Origin of the sequence: Rothia sp. HMSC065D02 (assembly GCF_001815285.1) — a bacterium.
Classification (GTDB): Bacteria; Actinomycetota; Actinomycetes; order Actinomycetales; family Micrococcaceae; genus Rothia; species Rothia dentocariosa.
On sequence record NZ_KV820074.1, the window covers coordinates 183,800 to 205,955 of the forward strand.

The window sequence follows — 22,156 nt, forward strand, 5'->3', positions numbered from 1 at the left end:
AGTTTAGCGCATCACATAGCGGCTGGGTAGCACCTATGCCACGGGCACCGCACCAGAAATTCTTGTAGTTAAGCCAATTCCGAAACGATAAGCTGGCGGCCCTCGCCCAGTCTAGATTTTCAGGGTTTCACGGTGATTCTCATGCCCGCAGACCGCCGCAGGGAGGTACCCTTAACCTATGTCAAATATGCCCCCGTCTTACCCCCAAGTGCCGCCGCAGCAGCCGATACCGCCTGCGCCGAAGCGTCCGCAGCTCACCCCTAAGGAGCGCCGCCGCAAGCTGATGCGCAGTTTATGGCTGTTGCTTGCAGGTTCTATGCTGACCCTATCGGGAACCCCCTTCTTGCTGAGCCCCTTCCCCCTGTTTCTTCTGCTTTTTGTCTTGGTATTTTTGGGGATCGGGCTGACCATTATGGCAATAGTGCGCAATGCCCAAGGGCGGGGGCCGTGGATTCTCTACGTTGCCGCGGGGCTGAGCCTTCTTTTTGCGGGATGGACGCTTCTTTCGGGGCTTGTCATGGCATTGAACCCGGATGCGCAAAACTATCGGCAATGCTACTCCCATGCCCTGACGGATACCGATATGAAGCAATGTCAAGAATCCTTCAACCATGCAGTGCGCGCCAATACTTCTGTTTCGATCGGTCAGCCTGCTCCATAAGCCCTTCTTGGGGGAGATTTTCAAATAATTGTGCCGAGTGAATCTTAAGGATTCACTCGGCACAATTGCTATATTCCGCTATACTTCTAGCCCTCTAGGTGTTCCCTATATATCGCCATATCGGGCGCGAAAGTTATTTTTTCCTCTTCTTCTGCGAGGATTTCTGACCCGTGGCGGGTTCTTCCTCCGAAGATTCATCCTCGGTCGACTCAGGGGTTCCGAAGATAACAGCCATCGCCTGAGTAGGCGTGAGCTGACGCTTCTCCTGAACGGTAGTCTCGTGCGACTGCTCCGAACCTTCCGTACTCTCCTGATCGGATGCGGATGATGCGGCAACCGGGCGCGGCACGGCAAAACGCTTATACCCGGGCTCGTGGAACTCCGCTGACGAGGAGGCCTTCTGCGACCCAGACTCCCCTGTACGAACGCTCTGCTCCCGTGTCTCCCGATCGCCCTTAGTATCACCGCCATTACCGGAGGTTTCGGGGCGCGGAACACGGTTAAAGACCGGCTTCCCAGGGGCTTTCTCACGCTTGCCGGGCTTGACCGTGCGCGGCGCGTCCTCGGTACCCCCACCGGATTTCTCAGAGGTATCAAGTTCCACGGTGGGTTCATCCGCTCCCGACAGCTCGATGGTTTGTTCGTCAGATGCCGCATCCTTCGAGTCCGCAGCTTCAGCGGAACCGTCTTCACGCAAGGATTCTTGCTCCGTTTTGATACCTAAACCATGCGCTCGCTGTGCTTCTTCCTGTTCGGCAAATTTATTGAGTTCTGCACGGCGGGCGTGCACCTGTTTGACGCGTTCGCGCCGCTGCTGAGCCCGCTCACGCGCCTGCTCTTCACGTTCTTGTGTCTCGCGTTCCTGCTCATCGTTCCTGAGCTGTTCACGCTCCGCCCGCGCCGCACGGCGCTGCTGCAGCATCTCGCTCATGCGACTGCCCAGGTTGGGACGTTCATCGGCAAAACGCGGCAGCTCACGACTGCTATCAGGCAGAAGCACATGGCACAGCAGGTTACCCAACGCGGTACCCGCGCCCAAGGTTATTGCGGTCGCCACGGCGAAAGCTGCGGGCGATGCGCCTACCTCGGTAAAACGCCCCACACCCAACGATCCGCTGGAAATCCAACCCAAAATATAAGCCCATACACCGCAGAGCACACCCACCAGCGAACCCAACACGAGCGAAGAAAGCGGCAGCGCAATCACCCGGTAACGTACCTTCATGGTGATCCACTCGTCCACGTGGTCTTCGCCTTCACGCAAGAACCACCAACCGGCAACGGCCCCGGCGCCCAGCGAAACCGCCAGACCCGCATACCCGATCCAGCCCAGGCTCTCAGGGATAGCACCCAGCACCGGGAAAAGTGGAAGATCGCCCATCGTCGTCTGCGACCAACCCACATGCGTATCCACGCCGAAGGAGAACCCGGCGCCGGTAGTCCACGACATCGCATAGATCACCAAGTTCGGGAGGTAACCCAGCTGCAGCAGGGTCACCGCGAGCGCGCCCACCGGCCCAGCGTGAAGTTCCTGGTAGATCGTTGCAATCTGCGACCAGCGCATCATCATGGCAACCACCAGCACCAGGGCACCGCCCATGATCAACGAAAAAATCGCCACCATGGAGGCACGCACGATCGACCACACATAGGAACTCGCCCACCGCGAGTACTGGCTCATCTGCGAAATCTGTTCAGCGGTGTTCACGCCCACCATACGGGCGAGCGAACGCGATTCATAGTAGCCGCCCCAGATCAACCCGACCAGTACCACGATCTGCGGAATCAACGCCGCACCAACAATACCCAGCAGGTGCCGTTCGGTGCTCGCCCAAGCAAAAGCGACGGCAGCAAAAATACCGTAGGCAGCGCACCCTAAGAGTACGGGTTTGAAGAATTCCCCCTCATAGGATGCGCGCGCCAGTTTTCGCCCAGACCTAAAGCATAAGAGCACCGGAATAATACTCAGCCCCATGGGCACCAGTGTGAGCATGCCGTGCGGCAGAATAATGCCGAAAGCATTCGGAATATTCAGCGGCACACCGTGCATGAGCAGCCACAGGTGGGAGGCAAGAGTTGCGAGTGCGGGAAAATCCATGCGGTTAAAACCGTTGGTAAACCACACCGCCATGAGCAGAACGAGCACAAGCCCGAAAGAAAGCGCGGCGGTAAAAACTAATTCAACGATGCCCTGCAGCCAGAGTGGCATAGGGGCAGAATACCGGGATGTAGAAGAGCTACTTTTCATCGTTCTTCCATCATGCCATGAAACCTGCCAGCGCGTGTGAGCCTGCTGGGCTTTCGGGGAAATAGTTCCGGTTAAATGGCGGCTAACCTTCGTTAACCGCTCACCGTGAACATAGGGGTTACACGAACGTTACTGATGCGCTCTCACCGCCGCGACAGCGCATACAGCTAACTGTGCCGAGCATTTCTCACGGCTTTCTCGAACACGCAGGTACTCCCCCGGCGCTTACGGTGAAAATACTGTGCGGAAGATTAGTCTTCAATCCACGGATTCACCGCGGGCACGCCCCAGGACCGGTACACCTCAGCCTTTGAAGAAACGATTTCGAGGTCGTGAGCTTGGGCGCTCGCCGCCATCAGACCTTCGAGGGCGGCGGTGGGCAGGGGCTCGGCATCTTTACGTCCGTGACTGTGGGTACCGCGCGGAGCGCTGCGTCCCGCCCATTCGAGGCTTACACGGGCATCCACGTTAATAATGTGGTCAGCGAATCTGTCGAGAAGTTCGGCAATCCAGCGGTCGGTTTCCGGGTAGGGGTAGAGTCCTTTGAGCTCGCCCACGCTCAGCACCGAAATGTAGAGGTGTTTATAGGCGCGGCGGCGCAGAAAGGCAACAACTTTGGGATCTGGTGTGGCTTTGCGGATCTCGGCGAGAACATCCGAGTCGAGAAGCAGTCCTGAGGCGCTCATACCCCTATGCTACGCGCAGACCGGCATATTCGACGGCGGGAATACCCTCGGGGTTGGGAAGAAGCAGAAAATTGAGGAATTCGTCGCGCTTAGAAGAAATACGTGCGTAGTCCTGAATGCTTACTGCCTGGTAACCGCCGCGTGCGGGCACGGATGCGGCACGCAGATTTTCCTGATAAGAGCGTGCAGGAGTAAGGGGGGATGCTGGAGATGAAGAGCTGTTGTACATTGACAACCATGCGCCGAATGCGCGTTCCTTTCGCGTTGCTCTTGCCTGTACCAAGTGCCACCTGAGGCGGCGAATACAAACCACTTCGTCATCCGAGCCACCCGTGAACATGGGGTTGGCGTTCGACCATAGTCGGAGCTTATCAGTCGAAACTCTTGAAGCTGAATCCAGATTACAACAGCTTTCAGGAATCTGTAAACGCCCGAACCTGTCAAATCCTTGTGATTTACATAACGCGATTATGAATGCATACCTGTATATAGCTGCCTCATGGCGGCGTAGTGTGAAGTTTTGGGCCTTCAGAGCAGGTCTACACATTCGAGAAAAATCACGGCACACTGGGTAATGTACAGAAATTTATCTTGCCTCTGATATATCACCATGTCACGCCCACTTTACGCTTCCGGAAAGAAAGAGTGATAACTGTGAAAAAGACTGTACAGATCATGGGGATAGTGGCCGCAATTTTTCTGATCATTGGGTTTGGCTTGTTCATCCTGGCCGGTTGGGGCTCACTCGTAGAGTATCATGCCCTCGAATGGAGGGGCGTGCAGCATAAAGGAGCAAGTCCCCTAACGCGAGCAACCGGCAACCTCAGCTACTGGTTCTTAGGCACCGGCTTTCTTACTGGCTTTATCGCCTTGATTCCGTTCTTCACCACGGCGATCAGGAACTCCCGCAAGACGCACAAAAAGTATCCTAAACAGGCTCAAGACCTCCTGAAAGATGGTCAGAACCAGATTAATTCATAGAGTCAGTATCTAAGGAGCGCCCATGAAAAAAGCTATCTACATAGTTGGAGCAACAACTGCGGTGGTCTTCTTTTGTGGCATAGTCCTGTTTATTTTAGGAGAATGGGGCGCTCTCGTGGAGTATCACGCCTCTGAATGGAGGGGTATTCAATTCGAGGGAGCTAGTCCGCTCACACGCGCAACTTTAAATATAAGTTTCCGACTCTTAGGTATCGGTTTCCTCACCGGCATTATCACCTTAATTCTGCTCTTCACAACGGCGACCAGGAATGCACGCAAGGCACAAAACAAGCATGCTGAGCAGAATAAAACACCCTTGGCAGAAGGTCAGAACCAGATCGATTTATAGAGCCAGTATCTAAGGAGCGCCCATGAAAAAAGCTATATACACCGTTGGAGCAGTAGCCGCAGTACTTCTGGTTATCGGGTTTGGATTGCTCATCCTAGCCGGCTGGGGCTCACTCGTGGAATACCACGCCTTCGAGTGGAGGGGCATCGATCCCGCAGGAGCAAGTCCCCTCGTCATGGCGACTAATAATCTGAGCCTATGGTTTCTAGGTATTGGCTTCCTCACCGGCATTATCACCTTAATTCTGCTCTTCACAACGGCGACCAGGAATACACGTAAAAAACGCTCAGCGCATCTTGGACAGACATCATAACGAATTACCGCGCGCTTTCTTTAACACCCTTGAGATAATGGAACGGTGAGCACGCCAAACCCTTTCCCTGATATCCCCGTCACCGTTGCGCAGATTATTCGGCAGGCGGGGCATAAGGCATACCAGCGCGGGCTTGCTTATGCCCGTCAGCGTGAAGTGGTGCGTTACACCTACGACGAAGACGAAAACACGCTGGAAGGCCTGGTGAATGGGAGCACCCCTATTCCTTATGAGGTAGATATTCGCTTCTTCCCGGGTTCTGACGCCGATTCCAATCTTTTCAACGCACGATGCACATGCCCGGTCACCGCCGACTGCAAGCACGCCGTCGCCCTCATGCTCACCGCACTCGACCGCGCCAAGACCGCGCGGAAAGCCCTCGACAATGCGCCCGGTGGTCGCATCCGCCAGTCTATGAACCCGGAGAACCCAGAGGATACCGTGCGACAGGTGGCGGAGGCAGCCGACGATCCCCTGGCGGCGTTACGCGCATCCGGGGCGATTCGTTCAGCAAGCTCGCTCACCACCGATCCCAAACCTCTCTCCCTGAACGACCACGAGAATATGCATTCTTCGCCCTCGAAAATTTCGGTGTGGCGGCGCGATATGGCACAGGTTCTCGCTGCCCGGGGCGAAGCATCCGGTATTGATTCTGCACGGGTTCCGGGGGCGCTCGACCTTTCCTTCAGCATTTCGGGTTCGTATGCGCGCGGGCGCAATATTCCCGGTGCAACCCCGCCTATCAATTTGCTGGCGCGACCGCTCATGCAGTCCAAAACCGGGCGCTGGATCAAGGGCGGGCTCAGCTGGGAGACCTTCGCGTCCAGCGTTGGTGGGCCGGTCGGTCGTCACGAAGTGTACCCTGAGCACGAACGGTTCTTCGCTGAAATATACGCTATCGCGCGCCCGTGGCAGAATATGTATTCTTCGCATCGGGACTGGATTTCGCTCACCGCCACGAACTCCACGCTACTGTGGGATGTTCTGGCTCGTGCAGAGCAGATCGGCCTGCCGATTCTTCTCGAAGGGTTTGAGGTAACCACGGCAGTTCTACCACCCGCCCAGGTGAGGGTACATGCCGGAGCTGTTGAGGCCGAGTCCCGACAGAACGCAGAGGCTGCCGTGAGCGAAGATTCCACCCCCGACTTGGCTCTTCATGCCGCCTTGGGGTGGGAAACCCGCGAAGATAACCGGGTGCGGCAGCTCTGGTTTGATGCCGCACACTGCCACCCCATCGGCTCGCCACGCTCAGGATTTTTCGCGCTCGGCGGTCTTGTGCAGCGTATTTACGAGGAGCAGGCGCAGCGGATGCATTGGAAAAGCACGCGCAAGGGCGCCTTAGACGCGCCGCATCGCGATGTTTTTCAGGCTCAATCTTCGCAGCAGGCGGAGGAGAGCTCGGACGAGAGCGAAAATTCTGAAACGCAGACGGTCGGGCTCATTCCCGAGCTATCGCCCGAAAATGCTGCGACGCCTACTATTCCGGACCTGCCGGAGGGTCTTAACCTGGCGTTTATTCCGCTTGCCGAGCCCTTGGGCGCAACCGCAGAATCCTTGGTATCTCGCGGCGAAATGCGTATTCCGGCAGACGAGCGCGAGGCTTTTCACCGCGAGTTCTTGCCCACCCTCACGCGGGCCGTCCCGTTCCTTACCCCAGATCCGGCTTTGGCTCTGCCGAAAGTTCGTTCACCCTATTTGGTGTTTGAGGCGCATTTTGATGATGAGATTTCGCACGATGCGCTCCTGAATTGGTATTGGGAGTACCCGAAGAACCCACTCGATGAAGAAGGCACAGACTCAGGGGTTCGCCGCCTACCGGCGCTGGGTTTGGGCACAGAACGCGACGAACGTTTTGAGGCGCGGGTGCTGCGCGCAGTACGGTCGGCGACCGCATCTAACCCGGTGTTGGCAGGCGGGTTTGGGGAACGCCGCTCTCAAGGGTGGGAAACCCGCGATATTCTCGCTCATGTGCTACCCGCCCTGCGACGTATTCCCGGGGTTCGCGTGCGGCTGCTCGGTTCCGTACCCGAGTTTACAGAGGCGACCGACGCCATGATTGAGGTCAAGGTGACCGAGGGTAATTCGCGTGACTGGTTCGGGCTGGGTATCGCTATTAAGGTCAATAACTGGACTGTGCCTTTCGCCCAGGTTTTTGAGGCGCTCGATCGAAATCAAGACCGTATTCTGCTGGGTAACGGCACCTATTTTTCACTCAATCGCCCGGAGTTTTCGGCGTTGAGAACCCTCATTGAGGAGGCCCGCACGCTCAACGAGACCGGCGGTGAGCTGCGTATTAACCGGCATCAGGCGGGATTATTCTCTGAGCTGGAATCGCTCGCTTCGAGTGTGGAAACCGTGGCTTCTTGGGATGCCCAGGTTAAGAGTCTGCTTGCCCTCGTGGAGGCCGCCGACCGTGCGGGTGAGGCTACCGGTTCCGAAGAAGTTTTAGAGAACGAACATTCCGATTCTTTACCTGTTTCTTCCGGCGTATTTTCAGCGAATCACCTGCCCTCTCCCCCGGGTCTTACCGCAGTTCTGCGACCTTATCAGCTTGAGGGTTTCCGCTGGCTCGCGTTCTTGAGGCAGCACCGGCTGGGCGGGATTCTTGCCGACGATATGGGCTTGGGCAAAACCGTGCAGGTGCTCGCTCTGCTTGCCCAGGCGATCGCCGAGCATGAGCAACGCGCCGATCACACCGAGTTTGAGCCTTTCCTCGTGGTTGCACCAACATCCGTGGTGGGTAACTGGGCGCAAGAGGCCGCGCGATTCGTACCGGGTGCGAAGGTGGTGATTATCACCGAGTCTACGAGCAAAAGCGGCAAGAGCATCGCCGAGCTAGTGCAGGGCGCGCATCTGGTGCTCACGAGCTATGCGCTGTTCCGCCTCGACGAGGACGGATACACAGAATTCGGTAACTATGTTCCCGAAAACACAGAGAACGGTGCTTCCCCGCGCGCAGGGTGGGGTGCGTTGATTTTAGACGAAGCGCAGTTCGTGAAGAACACGAAGACTCGCGCGTGGAAGGTGGCGCGTGCCCTGAATGCGCAGGTGAAACTCGCCATCACGGGAACCCCAATGGAGAACAACCTCATGGAGCTTTGGGCGCTCTTGGCGATTGTGGCGGATGGCTTGTTCCCCTCGGCGCGCATGTTCCGCGACCTATATGCGCGCCCTGCCGAGTCCGGTGAAGACCCGCAGGTTATTGAGAAGCTACGCCGCCGGGTTCGTCCTCTGATGCTGCGCCGCACGAAGGATGTGGTCGCCGCCGATCTCCCCGAAAAGAACGATGTGCGGGTAAATGTGCCGCTCACGACGGCGCATCGGCATATTTACGATATGCATCTGCAGCGTGAGCGGCAGAAGGTGCTCGGGCTTTTAGAAGATATGGATAAGAATCGGTTCACGATTTTTCAGTCGCTCACGCTTCTGAGGCGGCTGGCGCTTGACGCCACGCTTATCGACCCGGACGAATACGCCGGGGTGGCTTCCGCCAAGCTCGAATATTTGGTGGAGCATCTGCCCTCGCTCTTAGGCGACGGGCACCGGGTGCTGGTGTTCAGCCAGTTCACGGGGTATCTGCGCACGATTGCCGAGCGGCTGCAGACTGAAGGCATCGACTACCTGTACTTGGACGGCACAACCCGCAACCGCCCACAGGTTTTGAAAGATTTCGCCGAGGGTACGGCGCCAGTGTTCCTGATTTCGCTCAAGGCGGGCGGGTTCGGGCTGAACCTGACGGAGGCAGATCACTGTTTCATCATGGATCCGTGGTGGAACCCGGCGGCTGAACAGCAGGCGGTGGACCGCATCCACAGGCTGGGGCAGGAACGCGATGTGCACGTGTACCGACTGGTGGCTGAGGGCACCATTGAAGAGAAGGTCATGGATTTGAAGGCATCGAAAGCGGCGCTGTTTGATGCGGTCGTCAACGACGGCTCCTTCGCCTCGTCCCGGGTGGATGCGGAACAGATTCGTGAGCTTTTCACCCCGACTGATTCCTAACTCCCCTGCTAAGAAGGCTCTTTATACGCCCATCGCCGCCTTATACGTCAGGTCAAATCCAGCCGTTAGTACGCGCCGTATGAGCAGCCTCTACACGTGAAGTACAGTGAAGAAGTTGAATGGCTTCAGATAGGTAATTCTTCACAGTACCGTGAGAAAGGTATAGTTCCCGTGCAATTTGATTGACGGTTTTTCCTTCCATAGTCAGTTTCAGAACATCCTGATGTCTGGGTTTGAGTGGATTAGCTGGCAGCGTAGCACCACTAAGAAGCAGTGCAGAATCAACCACTACCTTCCCAGAATGTATATCCCGAATAATGTTTGATACTTCTTCAGCATCTTGATCTTTTGTTATAAAAGCACAAGCACCGCTTTCAAGAGCACGACGAACGTAACCAGGAGATTGAAAAGTCGTCAGAATAGCTATTTTCGTGTTTATGCCTTGCTTCTGAACCTCATCAAGAACATCTAGACCGTTAAGTTTTGGCATTTCAATATCAAGAAGCGCTACATTTGGAATATATGTGACAATACTATCCAGAGCTTCCTGTCCATCTCGACAAACACACACAATTTCCAAATCTTCTTCTTCATCAATGAGACTGGCGAGCGCGCTACCAAACATCGTCTGATCATCAGCTATAAGAACAGTAATCATAGTTTTATGCCCCTCCAGTAATGATGTTAGAAGCTGGGATCCTAGCTTTGACTTGGGTTCCGCCCTCAGGTGCGGCACCAAGAGTTGTCTCTCCGCCTATATGTTGAATGCGGGTATTCATATCTGCTAAACCGGCACCGGTATTCCGCGTAGAACTTTCTTTCAGCCCTATGCCATCATCCGCGATAATAAGCATATAGTCGCCCGAAGAATGTTGTTTTAAACTCACCCAGCAATTTTTTGCGCCGCTATGTTTAAGAACATTGGTGATAGCTTCAAGAAGTACCCAATACAGTGCTGTGAGGGTACTTGGGTTAAGGACCTTGAGAACATTCTGCTGAATATCCATGTGGGCTTGAATACCACGATATGACAGTAATGACGGTACAGCATTGAGTTGATGCGAGAAATCAACTGTGTTAAAGCCTTCTACAACGTCGCGTAAATGGGCTATAGAAGAACGTGTCATTTTCTGTATCTCACGTGCTTCATGTGCCACATCTGAATCAAGAGGTTTTAAGGTACGTACCAACTGTTGCAAACGAATATTAATAACTGTTAAATCATGCCCAATAAGATCATGAAGGTTCGCCGCAATCTGGGTCCTAAACTCTGCCTGTAGGTTCTGTTCACGTAACTCTTGGTTCTGTTCAGCAATATAAAGTTCTTCTTGAAGCCGCCGGTGTGATACTCGGCTAATCCGAAGATTCATGAAGAGAAACCCCACGATGGCAACAATAGCTGGATCATGGGAACTGGTATTGATCTCCCCGCTAGGTTCTAAAGTCTGCAAATAGTTAAGAGCCACAACAACTGCCAGGGTTGTAATAGCCGCTATTTTTGTATTCCTTACTCCGGTAACTGCTATAGCACAACATAAAATCCCCACTGGGAGCATAGATTGCTTAATGCCTAGAATACCTACTAAGGAAAAGATAATAATAATGATAGAAACAATACTATAGATCTTCCCTACGGTAGGACGCTGGATTCTGAGGTACCCAATCCAGATCACAGCAAGCACAAGAGCACACCAAGCCAGAGCGGTCCATATACCGTAAGTATCAAACATGGGTGTAAAACCTTACCGTAGAAGCTAGGAACTCACGAGAATCTCGCCCACAGGAACCAGTCTATCGGATGAAATGCCTGTGAGCGTTTCAAACGCGCGGGCATCGCCACCGCCTAAAGGGCATACGTTGAGTGGTATTTCTTCCGCAAGCAGGCAGGCCGTTTGCATCCATGCTCCTACGTGTTTGAGGGTAAGAGAATATGCGACTCCTTCATACGTTGAAGTCACAAGGTCAAAATCAGCAGCTAATAAAACAAGCCCCTGTACATCTTCAGTCTTTAGCCTTGCCGAACTTGCATAGGTACGCAATAGACGCATGTACGCGCTCTGAGTTTTCTCCTCAACAGCCGCAACCTGTTCATACTGACGAGTATGCAGGTTTGCATACCATAGCCCTTGTTCCAGCCCTTCGATATTCTGAGCAATGATGAAGGGGTAAAGCTCGTGAAGAGCGCCACCGCTGGGAAAAGGCAGCCGTGTTATATTTTCACTCTTATGGGAAGTTTCACGCAGGCTTTCTTCCAACAGTGTTGTCAGAGATTCAAGACTTAACGAAGGTTTTTGCGGTATGCGCCGGGATGTTCGTTGTAGAAGCGCCTGATCCAGAAGAAGTTGGTGGCGGCGAGAATCAACTTTGGGGAAGGGAAATTGTCGAAGAGAAGCCAAGCCTTTGAGCAAGGTTGTGTTGTGCTCACGTGTTCGAGTAGCGCCATACCCTCCGGTTGCCGTATCAAACCTGGAACGTCGGTACATAAAATAGTCATGAGGTTCCCAACAGTCCCAAGGACCATATTTATGATGCTGTTCTTCAGGCGCAAAAATCCCTATAAATTCCAGAATTTGGTGGGTTACGCCACCCGTCATAGCATCTAACCAGGCTTGGGCATTGAGAGTTACTCGTAAAGGCCGATGCGCTATTTCAAAGCGAGTATTTCCATTCATCCCGTAAATAACAACGCCCGGCGTAAGAGTGCAGTCAGTATGACCAAGCGGATAATTTGCCTCGTCAAGAACAGGTTCCAGCGCGTCTTCAGTCAGCAGGAGCTCAAAGCCAGAAATCTCTATGCTTGCTCCGGTTTCAGGGTTGATAAGACGTTGTATAAGGTTTCTTGACGAGCTCTGTCGAGTCAATATCAGAGCGACCTGCTGTGCAGATACGTCTAAGTTCTGAGCCCAGTCTTCTAAAGTTCCGAACTTTTCATTGTTTTGAGGATGCATCTGTTTCAGCTGATATTCACAATGAATCAAAGGTATTTTGTGTGGATTCAGGTGGGTCTTTGTCACGGGGTAACTCCCTCTAGAAGAACATGGAGATCGGATTGAGGTCAGTTTCTTGGGTGGGCTGGGTAAGCCATCCGCATTGAACCGGAACATCGTAGAGTCGTCCCGCCGCTAAGCGCCTCCACCACGGACGCAGCCCCGGGACTAGAGCACGTACTACAGGAAGCCCAATATACGGACGTGTAAGCTCTTGAAGGTACACAGGTAAACCGACATCTTCCAGACGCGCAATAATACGTTGGGGGTCGGCTTGCTTCCACGGTACATGCTCTACGTTAAGTGCCTGTGGATCAGGTACAAGATGAGGATTATCGGCTAGTTTAGCGTTTTGAAGCCAATGACTAGCAGCATCATCTACCGAAATTTTAAGGAGGTCTAGATCCATACCTTCTGCGGTCCTAAATTGCGTTGGCAGGGCGCACATAAACTGCAGAGCCTCTGTTACTGCACGGGTTGCGGCAATTTCAGGGTTAGGATGCGCGCCGAACCCCAGAATGATCTGATCGGACACACCCCCAGGTTTAGGGGCTACAGCGGCAGCTACAGGAATACCTATGTCTGTTGTGATATCTAGAATCTCTAGGTTACGGCCGATACTTTGCAGCCATTCTCGGGTACGCTGAATAAAAGGGGTATCCGTAAACTCGGGTGCCATTATCTGGCGGGGAATTTTGTTGTACCACCAAATAGCAACGGCATCGCGCTCAATAAGTTCAAGCAGAGCCTGCGCGGCGGCATCGCCTGGGGTAGAACCGCTTGCGAGACCGTTTGAATCTGAGCGCATCATTTTCTGTCCAAGCGGGCATTTTGCACCTGGCAGCATCGCTCCGTGATCAAACATGAATAACGAGTACGCTGCAGGAATCCAGGCAGTTTCATCACATGCGGGTCGCCAAACAGGCATCCAATCAATCTCTGCTGTGGGATCGAATTTTTCTGGAACCCAGTGATATGGATCCTTCACTTGGTTGAGAACATCCCGTTGCTCGTATTGATCCTGAGAGAACTGTGTCAGGGTTCGAGGGTCTAGAGCGCGCTCCCTCAAGTCTTTATAGCTGGTGTGTAAACGGGCTTCAGTGCCGTCAGAGATCGCACTATGACGTTCAATAGCTTCTGCCAAACCGGATACTCGGGCACCTAAATCGGTGGTTCCTTTACCCGAAGAACGACCGCGTAAGCTACGTGTGAATTCTTCAGAGCTACCGTGATTGAGTGCCCAGTTATGTCCCGCCCCATAAACGTGTACCAAGAGTTCTTCGTCCTCAGGTACCAAACGTTTAAGGCTTGACACGACTCCTGTTACATCAGATACAAGATGTCGATAGGTTTCCCAGGTCTCTCGGGTAGATTTTGCGCGTCCAGCGTCGTTGACGGGATTGAAGCTCAGGTCAATTTTTTTAGCCTGCGCGTCAAGGTTCAACGGTTGAGCTTTAGTAGTCTTGGCACCCGTCATGACGTAGTGCGCCCCTTCAAAGAGACCGTTTTTAAAACGTAAGACTGTATGCTCTGCGGGCTCTGATGTCTTCATTCGCTGAATTGCCAACCAGATAAGCGAGCGCACCACGGAACGCGGAGTCACTGAGGCCGCCCCCATAACATTGTCCAGAAGTTTACCGCCCGAAAGAGCATACTGTGCGTTAACTTGAAGACTATGCTTGAGCTGATCATAAGGTACGCTCGATGAAATCCCCAGCACTGGGCTTATGAGAGCATCCGCTCCCTGTAATTGCACTAGGCAGTACAGATGCCCCGCCGCCTCATACTTCCTAGACAGCTTTTCGACAGCGGGAGAAATCATATCTTCGCAGACAATCACCGTTGGCAAACCCGAATTCACGCTAGGAGCCGTGTGCCCATCAATAACCCGTATGCCGTCTTGAGGCGAGGCAGAGAAAGACTTAAGAACTCGGGCATGAGTAACGTCAATAATCTCAATATTTCCCTGCGTAGTATGGTCTGAAAGTTGAGTCTCAGTCATAATAAGCCCGCGATACTGCAGCTGAGCCGCAAGAGCAAACATGAGTGGAAGATCCGCTGCCCAGCGGGGTAAACGCATCATATCTTCCAAGGTTTTCCCGTCAACTTCAGCGATGAATTCAGCCTCAGGTCCTTCAAGCAGCACTGTTGTTTCGGGCGAAGAAGCAACAACTGTCGTGCGATTTTCCCGGGTCTGCTGAGTAAAGTGGAATTGTGGGTTCCTTACATATCGTTCAGTTCCTTGGGGATATAGCTCAGCGGTCTCAGATTGGTTATCTAACGATGCGGTTATCATAGTTCTCTCCTAGTGTTGTCGGGGATCCCACCGGAATTTAGTAATCGCAAAAATAAGTGAAACTGCACACCATAAACCGATAACAAGCATCCCTTGAGTACTGATGAACTGGGTTCCTGAAGGGATGGTTAATCCAGTGTCACTTACCTGCGCGTGTGCTACATCGAGCCCGAACCACGCGGAACGTAATGCATCCGTTAAGTGCACAAGGGGAAACCATCCTGCGAAGTCTCGTAGCCCAGCTGGGATAGTCCATACAGGTTGGAAGATACCTGAGAGGAACATCAAAACTAGAGCGGGCGGCAGCAGCATAATCTGAGTTGCTTCTGCACTGGGAATAAACGATGCGTACGCAGCACCGATGAGCGAGAGCACCACCGTAGTCAGCAGAATAACCAATACTGTCAATGGAATATTTTTAGGCATAGGCAGGTGATACACCGCCATACCAAAGACAATAAGGATTAAAGTACACGCTAGGGCAATGATGGATGCAGTCACAATGTAACCAGCGATTACTGCGGCGTCCGATGTGCTCCGAAGTCGCAGGCGTTTCAGGAGAGAGGTCGAGCGCTGCGCCGCCATATCACCTGCTACACGCACAAATGTACCCATCAAGAGCGTGTAGCAGCATAAGCCCACGATAGTCCAGCTTGCCATTGTTACGTTAATTCCCTGCTGAGCGGGAATATTAGCCTGTCCTGAAGATCCACTGGCGAAGAGCACGATCATCATAATGGGGAAGGCTAAGGTGAAAAAAACACTCCGCATATTGCGGATAAAGACGGTCAGCTGCATGGCTATTTGCGCATACAGACTTCGTGTGAAGTTTGAGATTGTGGCACTCACGTAAGTGGCCTTCCTAGTCTGTGCGGGTACTACCTATACCCTGCGGGGCATCCGTAGATCGCACAATGCTGCCGTACGCGTTTTCAAGTGAATAGTCGCTGAGCGCAAAATCAAGGACAGCATCACGATATGCGGATGTTGCAAATAAGTTTTGTAACCCTGTTGGGGACTCTACATCGAATGAAACCGTGGCATCATGAACACGTATATTCTTGTACCCGCTCTGCGAAGAAAGTTCTCCACCAAGGGCTTGGGCGTTCTGGTAGTCTGAGAGTTCTACCCAGCCTTGCCGTGTGTGACTGTATTCTTTAGCAATCTGCGCTGGGGTTCCGCTCGCAACAATCTGCCCGTTAAGGAGGATAGAAAGTTGCTGACAGAGAGCCGAAACTTCATCAAGATAGTGGGAAGTAAGCAATATGGTAGTACCTGTTTCGGCAAGGTTCTGTATAACCTCCCACACATCTCTACGTGCTAATGGATCAAGTCCAGTTGTGGGTTCGTCAAGAATAAGCAGAGAAGGGTTGCCCATCATAGCCAGATACAGGTCAAGTTTGCGCCTTTCGCCACCGGAAAGCTCATGGATTCTGCGATCCGCTAGTTTCTCAAGATCGAAAAACTCAGGCACTGTGTATTCTGTTGCAGACATATAACGCTGCCAGCAGGTGACAGCATCTTTGACTTTGAGCCCAGTCGGGAATGCCGCTTCCTGCATCACAATACCCATATGTGAACGCACAAGGGCAGAGTTACGATGCGGATCAACGCCGAGGACCTGCATCGTACCGCTTGTAGGTTTAGAAGATCCGGTGCACAAATCTACAAAGGTGCTTTTCCCTGCGCCGTTAGGCCCGAGAATACCGTGAACTGCTCCCCTTTCGACCGCGAGGTTGACGCCTTTAAGCACCTTCACATCACTATAATTTTGGTGAATGTTCTCAGCGATAACACTGTATTGCTCATATCCCTGCATAAAGATTCTCCCCAGAGATTGAAGGTATAAGGTGTACTGGCATTTGGATCCACGTAGAGTTGATCATCTCCGGTAGTGGTTCGGGATTTTCACCAAGCCGTAAAGTACACGCAGATTCTGCGATTTTATGGGTAACTGCCCCCATGAGAGGACGGGCGATGGGGAATCCGAGGCATGCGTGAGGTCCCATCCCAAAGGTTACTTCTGACGCATGCGGCCTGCCGGGCGTAAACTCATCGTGGTTTGGGAACATTCTGGAATCGTGTTGTGCGGCATGAAGTAAACACACGATTAATTCCCCCGCATGAATAGACGTTCCACCTATTTTGGTATCGACAGTAGCGAGGCGTCCTAACGCTGCGGTAGGCGTGTATAGGCGCAGTGCCTCATCAACCATAGCGATAGAGTTCTCGTAATTTAATGTTTCCCAAAGGTTACGCTGTGTCAGTACGGTCAAAACGTTAGTCATAGCCCATTGCAGGCTCTCATGGGTGATTGAGGCGAGCATACTGACAATTTCGACTGCTGCATCGTGGGGCATACCGTCGTGACGATACTGATGGTAGAACCCTCCTGTACCCATAACGTCTTCGGCGAAGAGCTGATGCGCGTCTGGAGCAGAGAGTTTCCCCTCTCGTTTGCTCGGGACAGTACCCCGTTTTCGGCACCATCGAGAAAGCTCGATAATATCTCCTTCATACCCGATGAGAACACTAATCAGGGATACCGCGAGATCATCACACCACCCTGCAAGATCTAGCTTTTTCGACTGCGTGAGCATCGTGACGGACTGCTCGATAGCATCTCGACAACGTTCGACCGCTTTCTTAGAATTCGCAGCGGTAAAAGGAGTACGTAGCCTTTTGCGCATCTGGCGAAGAGGGGATCCATCCATATGCGCTAAGAACCTTTGCTGAGTTTGAGGAATCTGAAAATCTGCAGGTTCAGGTTTCGTGTAGTGTGCCTGGGACTGCATTTGACTCAAATATTTTTGTCCTACAGCAGAGAACCTTTGGTCATCATGCAAAACCGTTTTGACACTCTCAAACCGAGTGGCCAACAAAACGCCAGAAATATCTGATGCCCCAATACCCTCAGGAGCGTGGCTCTGCCAGGCTAGAGCACTCGAAATGGGAGATTCGTACCAAGCGGATGTAAAAAGATGCGGGGGTTCAGGCATCTGAACTAATCCGTTGTCATATGTAAAAGTCATAGGAACGGCCACCAATGATTGGCTGAAGCGTTAATAAGCAAAAATCCGACGAGTAACGCTCCACGAAAAACCCAACGACCTGTTGAACGCTTTTTCATGATTTTCCTTCACTGTGTATCCGGGGTGGGAACCAGGCTAGTACTCAAGCTTTAATAGCCTGGTTCCCGTCGTTGTTTATAGCCCTTCAGAACTTAGCAAGGGCAGCAGCAGCACCAGCAAATACCGTCTTCAGGGGATTCGGTGGTATCAAGATCTTCTTCGACTGCGGGAGCGATTGCGATGACGAGTTCTTCCCCGTCATTAACAACCTTGTGGTGCCCCAGAGTTAGGGTTTCATCTTCTACCAGGCGGACCTGAGTTCCTGCGGGAACAACGCCTGCTTCAGCCAAAACCTCGCTGGGATTTGCCACAAGTGCACGGCGGTGAGCGGGGCTACCCGCTGCCGTCCCGAAAGTACGTGCCGCTGCAAGAGCATTGACTTTAGTGGTGACTAGTGCAGTCATCATATTCTCCTTAGAACACCGATTGGATAGAAGCCTTTTCTATCCCGGCTATTCCAGTCTCTCGAAGAAGACTCTCTACAGGCAGTGCCGTAACGTCAGTAAGAATGTATGACTATAGTCATGTGACTTGCTGCTCGACAGGAATCAAATCCTGTTTATCTCTACAGCTCATACTTTTTGTACTTTCTGAATCTAAAAAGGCTCTTGATAGCGAATAAATCGGGATTTTTCACGCTTTATATAAATTACGGGCTCTTTTTCCGCGCCTGGGAGGGGCTTACCGGTTTCGCGCTGGGCTGGATGCGCCCGTCACCCTAGCGTGCGAGCGCATCCAGGGGTACCGTTGAAAACGTCAGTCCCCATCAAATTTCAGGAGAAGTAATGGTCAAAAACATCACGTTCAACGACGGCAACAGCATCCCTCAGCTCGGGTATGGCGTGTGGCAGATTGAGGATAATGGTGCCGCCGATGCTGTCGGTACGGCTCTCGAAACGGGATACCGCCACATCGATACCGCATCTATCTATGGGAACGAGGTTGGGGTAGGTCGCGGTATTGCCGCCAGCTCCGTGCCGCGCGAGGATATTTTTCTCACCACCAAGCTGTGGAACTCGGATCAGGGTTTTGAGAAGGCTATTGCCGCGCTTGATGCGTCGCTAGAGCGGCTCGGCACCGATTACGTGGATTTGTATCTGATTCACTGGGCTATGCCGCAGCAGGGCACCTATCTCGATTCGTGGCGGGCGCTCATCGAACTGAAAAAGCAGGGTAAGGTGCGTTCGATTGGTGTCTCTAACTTTCCGCAGGCTCAGCTGCGCGAAATTATCGCCGATACCAGCGTGACCCCGGCGATTCACCAGATTGAGCTTCACCCGTATTTCTCGCAGGAAGATATGCGCGCGGTGCATAGTGAGTTTGGTATTGTGACCGAGGCTTGGTCGCCGCTCGGTCAGGGTGGCGAGATTCTGAAGGACCCGGTGATCGTTGAGATTGCGGGTAAGCACGGTATCTCTCCGGCGCAGGTTGTGCTCGCCTGGCATCTGGCGAAGGGGATTGTGGCGATTCCGAAGTCGGTTACTCCTGCGCGCATTGCCGAGAACTTTGCGGCCGCTAATGTCACCCTGGATACGGCAGATATTGCGGCGATTGATGGGCTTACGCGGAAGGATGGTCGCATAGGCCCCGACCCTGAGAATCCTAAATTCTAGGCGCAACGTACCGCGAAGCTTTGCCGTAAGTTGTTGCGGCTCGATGCCGGAAAATTTTTAACCATATTTCGTGCGGAGGCGGATATACGATAGCGGCGCAGTTCTGACAGCATGACTGGCAAGACCGCCCACGGTCGCAGACATAATGCTGTCAGTTGTTTGAGCACGCATCGTTGTATCCGCCTCCGCCCGGTGAAGCATGCTGCCACCCCTATCAAGAACGTTTATTCGTTTTCTTATGCCCCGCATCCGAGCGCTCCGAGCCACCCTCATCTACCAGTAGCGAGAGCGAAATACGGCGGCGAGACGCATCCACCTCAACAACTCTCACGGTCACGATATCGCCGCTTCGCACAATATCGTGCGGGTTCGCAACATACTCGCGGCTCATCTGCGAGATATGAATCAGCCCGTCTTGGTGCACCCCGATATCGACGAAGGCACCGAAGGCGGCCACATTCGAGACGGTTCCCTCAAGCACCATCCCAACGGTTACGTCCTCAAAGCGAGAAATATCCTCAGAGAAGTGTGCGGTACGAAATTCGGGGCGCGGGTCACGCCCGGGGCGGCGCAATTCCTCAAAAATATCGCGCACGGTGTATTCGCCGATGCTCCCGTTCACGTAGTCGGCGGGGTCGAGCGCGGTGAGCGGATCTTCCCCGTTACGACCGATAAGCCGCCCAGATTGCCAGAGTGCCCCATGTTTCCGCTGTGCATCGGCGATAATACGCCGCGCCACAGGGTACGATTCGGGGTGCACGGCAGAGGCATCCAGCGGTTCGGTACCGTGCAGGATCCGCACGAATCCCGCCGCCTGTTCATAGGCTTTAGCCCCTAACCGAGGCACGTTCAGAAGCTCTTCCCAGGTGGTGAAAGCCCCGTGTTCGCCCCGGTACGCCACGATATTTTCAGCAATCGTGCGGTTAAAACCAGCAACACGCGCAAGCAGTGCGGCGGATGCACTGTTCAGGTGAACCCCCACCGCGTTTACGCAGTCCTCAACCGTATTATCGAGGGCGCGTCTTAAAGCGGTCACGCTGACGTCATGCTGGTACTGCCCCACGCCTAAAGACTGGGGATCAATTTTGACGAGTTCGGCAAGCGGGTCTTGCAGCCGCCGGGCGATCGAGACCGCCCCGCGTACCGTTACGTCAAGATCGGGCAGCTCTTCGCTGGCGAGTTCGGAGGCTGAATATACGGATGCCCCCGCCTCTGAGACGGTAACCTTCTGCGCCGCCTTATACCCCTGAGAACGCAGCTTCGCCAGCAGTTCGGCGGCGAGTTTATCGGTCTCACGTGAGGCGGTGCCGTTGCCAATGGCGATAAGCTCCACGCCGTGGGTGAGCACCGCATCTTCAAGGGCAGCGAGCGCACCGGCACGGTCGTATCGAGGCGCGTGCGGGTACACCGTGAAAGTTTTCAGCACGTGCCCGGTGCCGTCAATAACCGCGCATTTCACGCCATTACGCAGCCCCGGATCAAGCCCGAGGGTGACTTTTTGCCCGGCGGGCGCGGCAAGCAGAAGGTCGCGCAGGTTCGAGGCGAAAACGGTGATGGCTTCGCGTTCTGCCATCTCGAAGAGGGCGTTGCGTATGCGGTCTGCCAGGCGGGGGTGCAGCCGTTTACGCCATGCGGTGCGCACGGTTGCGGCGAGCCAGCCGAGCACGCGGTCTTCACTGTCGACGGTGTTGAGAACCTGCACGGGTATGCGCAGCGCGGAGGCGACTTCACGCTCGTATCCCGAACGAACGTTCTCGTAGTTTTCGGCAAGGGCAAGCGCAGCAGCACGTGCCTCACCACGGAGTTTGCTCAGGGGCGGGGCTGGTGTGGCACCGTCAATACTGAGCCGCACGATTCCGGCTTCTTTGGCGCGAAGCAGGGCGAGAACCCGGTGCGGGCGAATACGCCTAATGCTATCGGAGAAGTCGAAATAGTCGGCAAATTTTGCCCCTTCGGCTTCCCGCCCAGCGATAACTCGACTAGAGATCGTTCCGGTGGCAACCATTCTTTCGTGAAGGCGTTCGGCGAGCGTTGGGTCGGTGAGTGCCCGGTCGATCAGGATAGCGCGGGCGCCGTCAAGGGCTTCTTCCACCGTTGTAATTCCGGCGTCTTCGGATTTTCCGGCATCGGCCGCCTGTTTATCGTCGGTTTCATTCGGTTCATCCACATAGGCTGCGGCAATATCGTAGACCTCGGCAAGGGGAACTTCGAGCAGGTCTTCAACGAGCGCCTCCAGGCCTGCCTCCCGGGCACGCTGCGCCTTGGTAATGCGCTCACTCCGGTAGGGTGTGTAGAGCGCTTCGAGGTCTTGTTTACTGGATGCCGCCCCCACCCCCGTGATGAGCTGTTCGTAGGTGAGCGGATCGATCAGCCCGTCTTCGCGGCGTTGGGCGAGCGAGCTGAGAATATTCTCGCGGCGAGTTTCGAGCGCGCGCAGGGCATCGAGCCGGGTGCTAATAGCACGCAGGTGGGTGTCGGTGAGCGCGCCCGTAGCTTCTTTGCGGTAGCGAGCGATAAACGGAACCGAAGCCCCGGAGTCGAGCAGGTTTACGGCGGCACGAACACGCGTGGGTTTGAGGTCTAGTTCCTTAGCGAGCATCGTTAGGATGCTGGTGTTCGTAGCTTCGGTGCGCTCGTGTTTTTCGCTCATTCTCTCAGTTTCGCATTCTCGGGTCTGCTGTGCCAGTCTTGCGGGGCGTGGGGCGCAGGGTATGTTGCGCATCGGAGCGTAATAAATTTTACAGCTATGGTCCCGCATCTAGAATAGGTAATAACATCACATCGCTATTTTTCAGATAGTCCGGCGATTGTGCAGAAGTTATGCGCCGGGGCATAGAAGATGACATGACGGTAGCCGGTTCACGGTGAACTGGCTGAAATAGCCGCCTG

The 22,156-nt window shown here is 53.8% G+C and carries 18 protein-coding genes and 1 riboswitch; of the genes, 6 read left to right on the forward strand and 12 right to left on the reverse strand.

The features are described from left to right. Positions 1-178: 178 nt before the first annotated feature. Positions 179-661 (forward strand): hypothetical protein, encoded by a 483-nt coding sequence (locus HMPREF3016_RS02055; protein WP_246827962.1) that lies wholly within the window; start codon positions 179-181, stop codon positions 659-661. A 133-nt stretch (positions 662-794) separates the two neighbouring features. Here HMPREF3016_RS02055 and HMPREF3016_RS02060 read toward each other — a convergent pair whose 3' ends face one another. The 3 genes from HMPREF3016_RS02060 to HMPREF3016_RS02070 form a co-directional block, all read right to left on the reverse strand. Further along, the gene (locus tag HMPREF3016_RS02060; protein WP_246828420.1) at positions 795-2,870 is read right to left on the reverse strand and encodes a cell division protein PerM; all 2,076 of its coding nucleotides are present in this window, start codon (positions 2,868-2,870) and stop codon (positions 795-797) included. Between the two features lie 290 nt (positions 2,871-3,160). After that, a complete protein-coding gene (locus HMPREF3016_RS02065; RefSeq protein ID WP_013398546.1) occupies positions 3,161-3,595 on the reverse strand; it encodes a PIN domain-containing protein in 435 nt (144 codons plus the stop codon). A gap of 4 nt (positions 3,596-3,599) precedes the next feature. Beyond that, positions 3,600-3,878, reverse strand: a complete 279-nt coding sequence (locus HMPREF3016_RS02070) for a nuclease PIN (RefSeq protein WP_238382392.1) — start codon at positions 3,876-3,878, stop codon at positions 3,600-3,602. Then, positions 3,857-3,985, reverse strand: a riboswitch (SAM riboswitch). Its footprint overlaps the gene before it by 22 nt. A 264-nt stretch (positions 3,986-4,249) precedes the next feature. Between HMPREF3016_RS02070 and HMPREF3016_RS02075 the strand changes: the two genes are divergently transcribed. Genes HMPREF3016_RS02075 through HMPREF3016_RS02090 form a run of 4 tightly spaced genes read left to right on the forward strand, consistent with a single transcriptional unit; the run spans position 4,250 to position 9,240 of the window. Beyond that, positions 4,250-4,576 carry a hypothetical protein gene (locus HMPREF3016_RS02075; RefSeq protein WP_070695860.1) on the forward strand — a complete coding sequence of 109 codons (327 nt, stop codon included), beginning with the start codon at positions 4,250-4,252 and terminating at the stop codon, positions 4,574-4,576. Between the two features lie 22 nt (positions 4,577-4,598). After that, complete coding sequence (locus HMPREF3016_RS02080; RefSeq protein WP_070695810.1) at positions 4,599-4,925, forward strand: hypothetical protein; 327 nt, start codon at positions 4,599-4,601, stop codon at positions 4,923-4,925. Positions 4,926-4,947: 22 nt separating this feature from the next. Continuing rightward, a complete protein-coding gene (locus HMPREF3016_RS02085; protein WP_070695811.1) occupies positions 4,948-5,238 on the forward strand; it encodes a hypothetical protein in 291 nt (96 codons plus the stop codon). A 45-nt stretch (positions 5,239-5,283) separates the two neighbouring features. Then, positions 5,284-9,240 (forward strand): DEAD/DEAH box helicase, encoded by a 3,957-nt coding sequence (locus HMPREF3016_RS02090; RefSeq protein WP_070739763.1) that lies wholly within the window; start codon positions 5,284-5,286, stop codon positions 9,238-9,240. 52 nt (positions 9,241-9,292) lie between these two features. Here HMPREF3016_RS02090 and HMPREF3016_RS02095 read toward each other — a convergent pair whose 3' ends face one another. The 8 genes from HMPREF3016_RS02095 to HMPREF3016_RS02130 all read right to left on the reverse strand — a co-directional run bounded on the left by HMPREF3016_RS02095 (position 9,293) and on the right by HMPREF3016_RS02130 (position 18,061). Continuing rightward, positions 9,293-9,898 carry a response regulator transcription factor gene (locus tag HMPREF3016_RS02095; RefSeq protein WP_004006035.1) on the reverse strand — a complete coding sequence of 202 codons (606 nt, stop codon included), beginning with the start codon at positions 9,896-9,898 and terminating at the stop codon, positions 9,293-9,295. 4 nt (positions 9,899-9,902) lie between these two features. Further along, positions 9,903-10,970 carry a sensor histidine kinase gene (locus HMPREF3016_RS02100; protein WP_070739765.1) on the reverse strand — a complete coding sequence of 356 codons (1,068 nt, stop codon included), beginning with the start codon at positions 10,968-10,970 and terminating at the stop codon, positions 9,903-9,905. A 24-nt stretch (positions 10,971-10,994) separates the two neighbouring features. After that, positions 10,995-12,254, reverse strand: a complete 1,260-nt coding sequence (locus HMPREF3016_RS02105) for a SagB family peptide dehydrogenase (protein ID WP_070739768.1) — start codon at positions 12,252-12,254, stop codon at positions 10,995-10,997. 13 nt (positions 12,255-12,267) lie between these two features. Further along, on the reverse strand, positions 12,268-14,523 hold the full coding sequence (locus HMPREF3016_RS02110) for a YcaO-like family protein (RefSeq protein WP_070739770.1): 2,256 nt from the start codon (positions 14,521-14,523) through the stop codon (positions 12,268-12,270). Between the two features lie 9 nt (positions 14,524-14,532). After that, positions 14,533-15,372, reverse strand: coding sequence for an ABC transporter permease (locus HMPREF3016_RS02115; RefSeq protein WP_070739773.1), 840 nt, complete (start codon positions 15,370-15,372; stop codon positions 14,533-14,535). Between the two features lie 13 nt (positions 15,373-15,385). Continuing rightward, entirely contained in the window at positions 15,386-16,342 is a 957-nt protein-coding gene (locus HMPREF3016_RS02120; RefSeq protein WP_070739776.1) for an ABC transporter ATP-binding protein, read from the reverse strand. After that, positions 16,329-17,555, reverse strand: coding sequence for a cytochrome P450 (locus HMPREF3016_RS02125; protein WP_083315861.1), 1,227 nt, complete (start codon positions 17,553-17,555; stop codon positions 16,329-16,331). Before HMPREF3016_RS02125 ends, HMPREF3016_RS02120 begins: the two co-directional genes overlap by 14 nt. A 191-nt stretch (positions 17,556-17,746) precedes the next feature. Next, positions 17,747-18,061, reverse strand: coding sequence for a hypothetical protein (locus HMPREF3016_RS02130; protein WP_141757690.1), 315 nt, complete (start codon positions 18,059-18,061; stop codon positions 17,747-17,749). A 378-nt stretch (positions 18,062-18,439) separates the two neighbouring features. On the opposite strand from HMPREF3016_RS02130, the gene HMPREF3016_RS02135 reads away from it, so the two are divergent. After that, positions 18,440-19,267, forward strand: a complete 828-nt coding sequence (locus HMPREF3016_RS02135) for an aldo/keto reductase (RefSeq protein ID WP_070739787.1) — start codon at positions 18,440-18,442, stop codon at positions 19,265-19,267. A 214-nt stretch (positions 19,268-19,481) separates the two neighbouring features. On the opposite strand, the gene HMPREF3016_RS02140 is transcribed toward HMPREF3016_RS02135, so the two are convergent. Then, a complete protein-coding gene (locus HMPREF3016_RS02140; protein ID WP_070739790.1) occupies positions 19,482-21,917 on the reverse strand; it encodes a Tex family protein in 2,436 nt (811 codons plus the stop codon). Positions 21,918-22,156 lie beyond the last annotated feature (239 nt).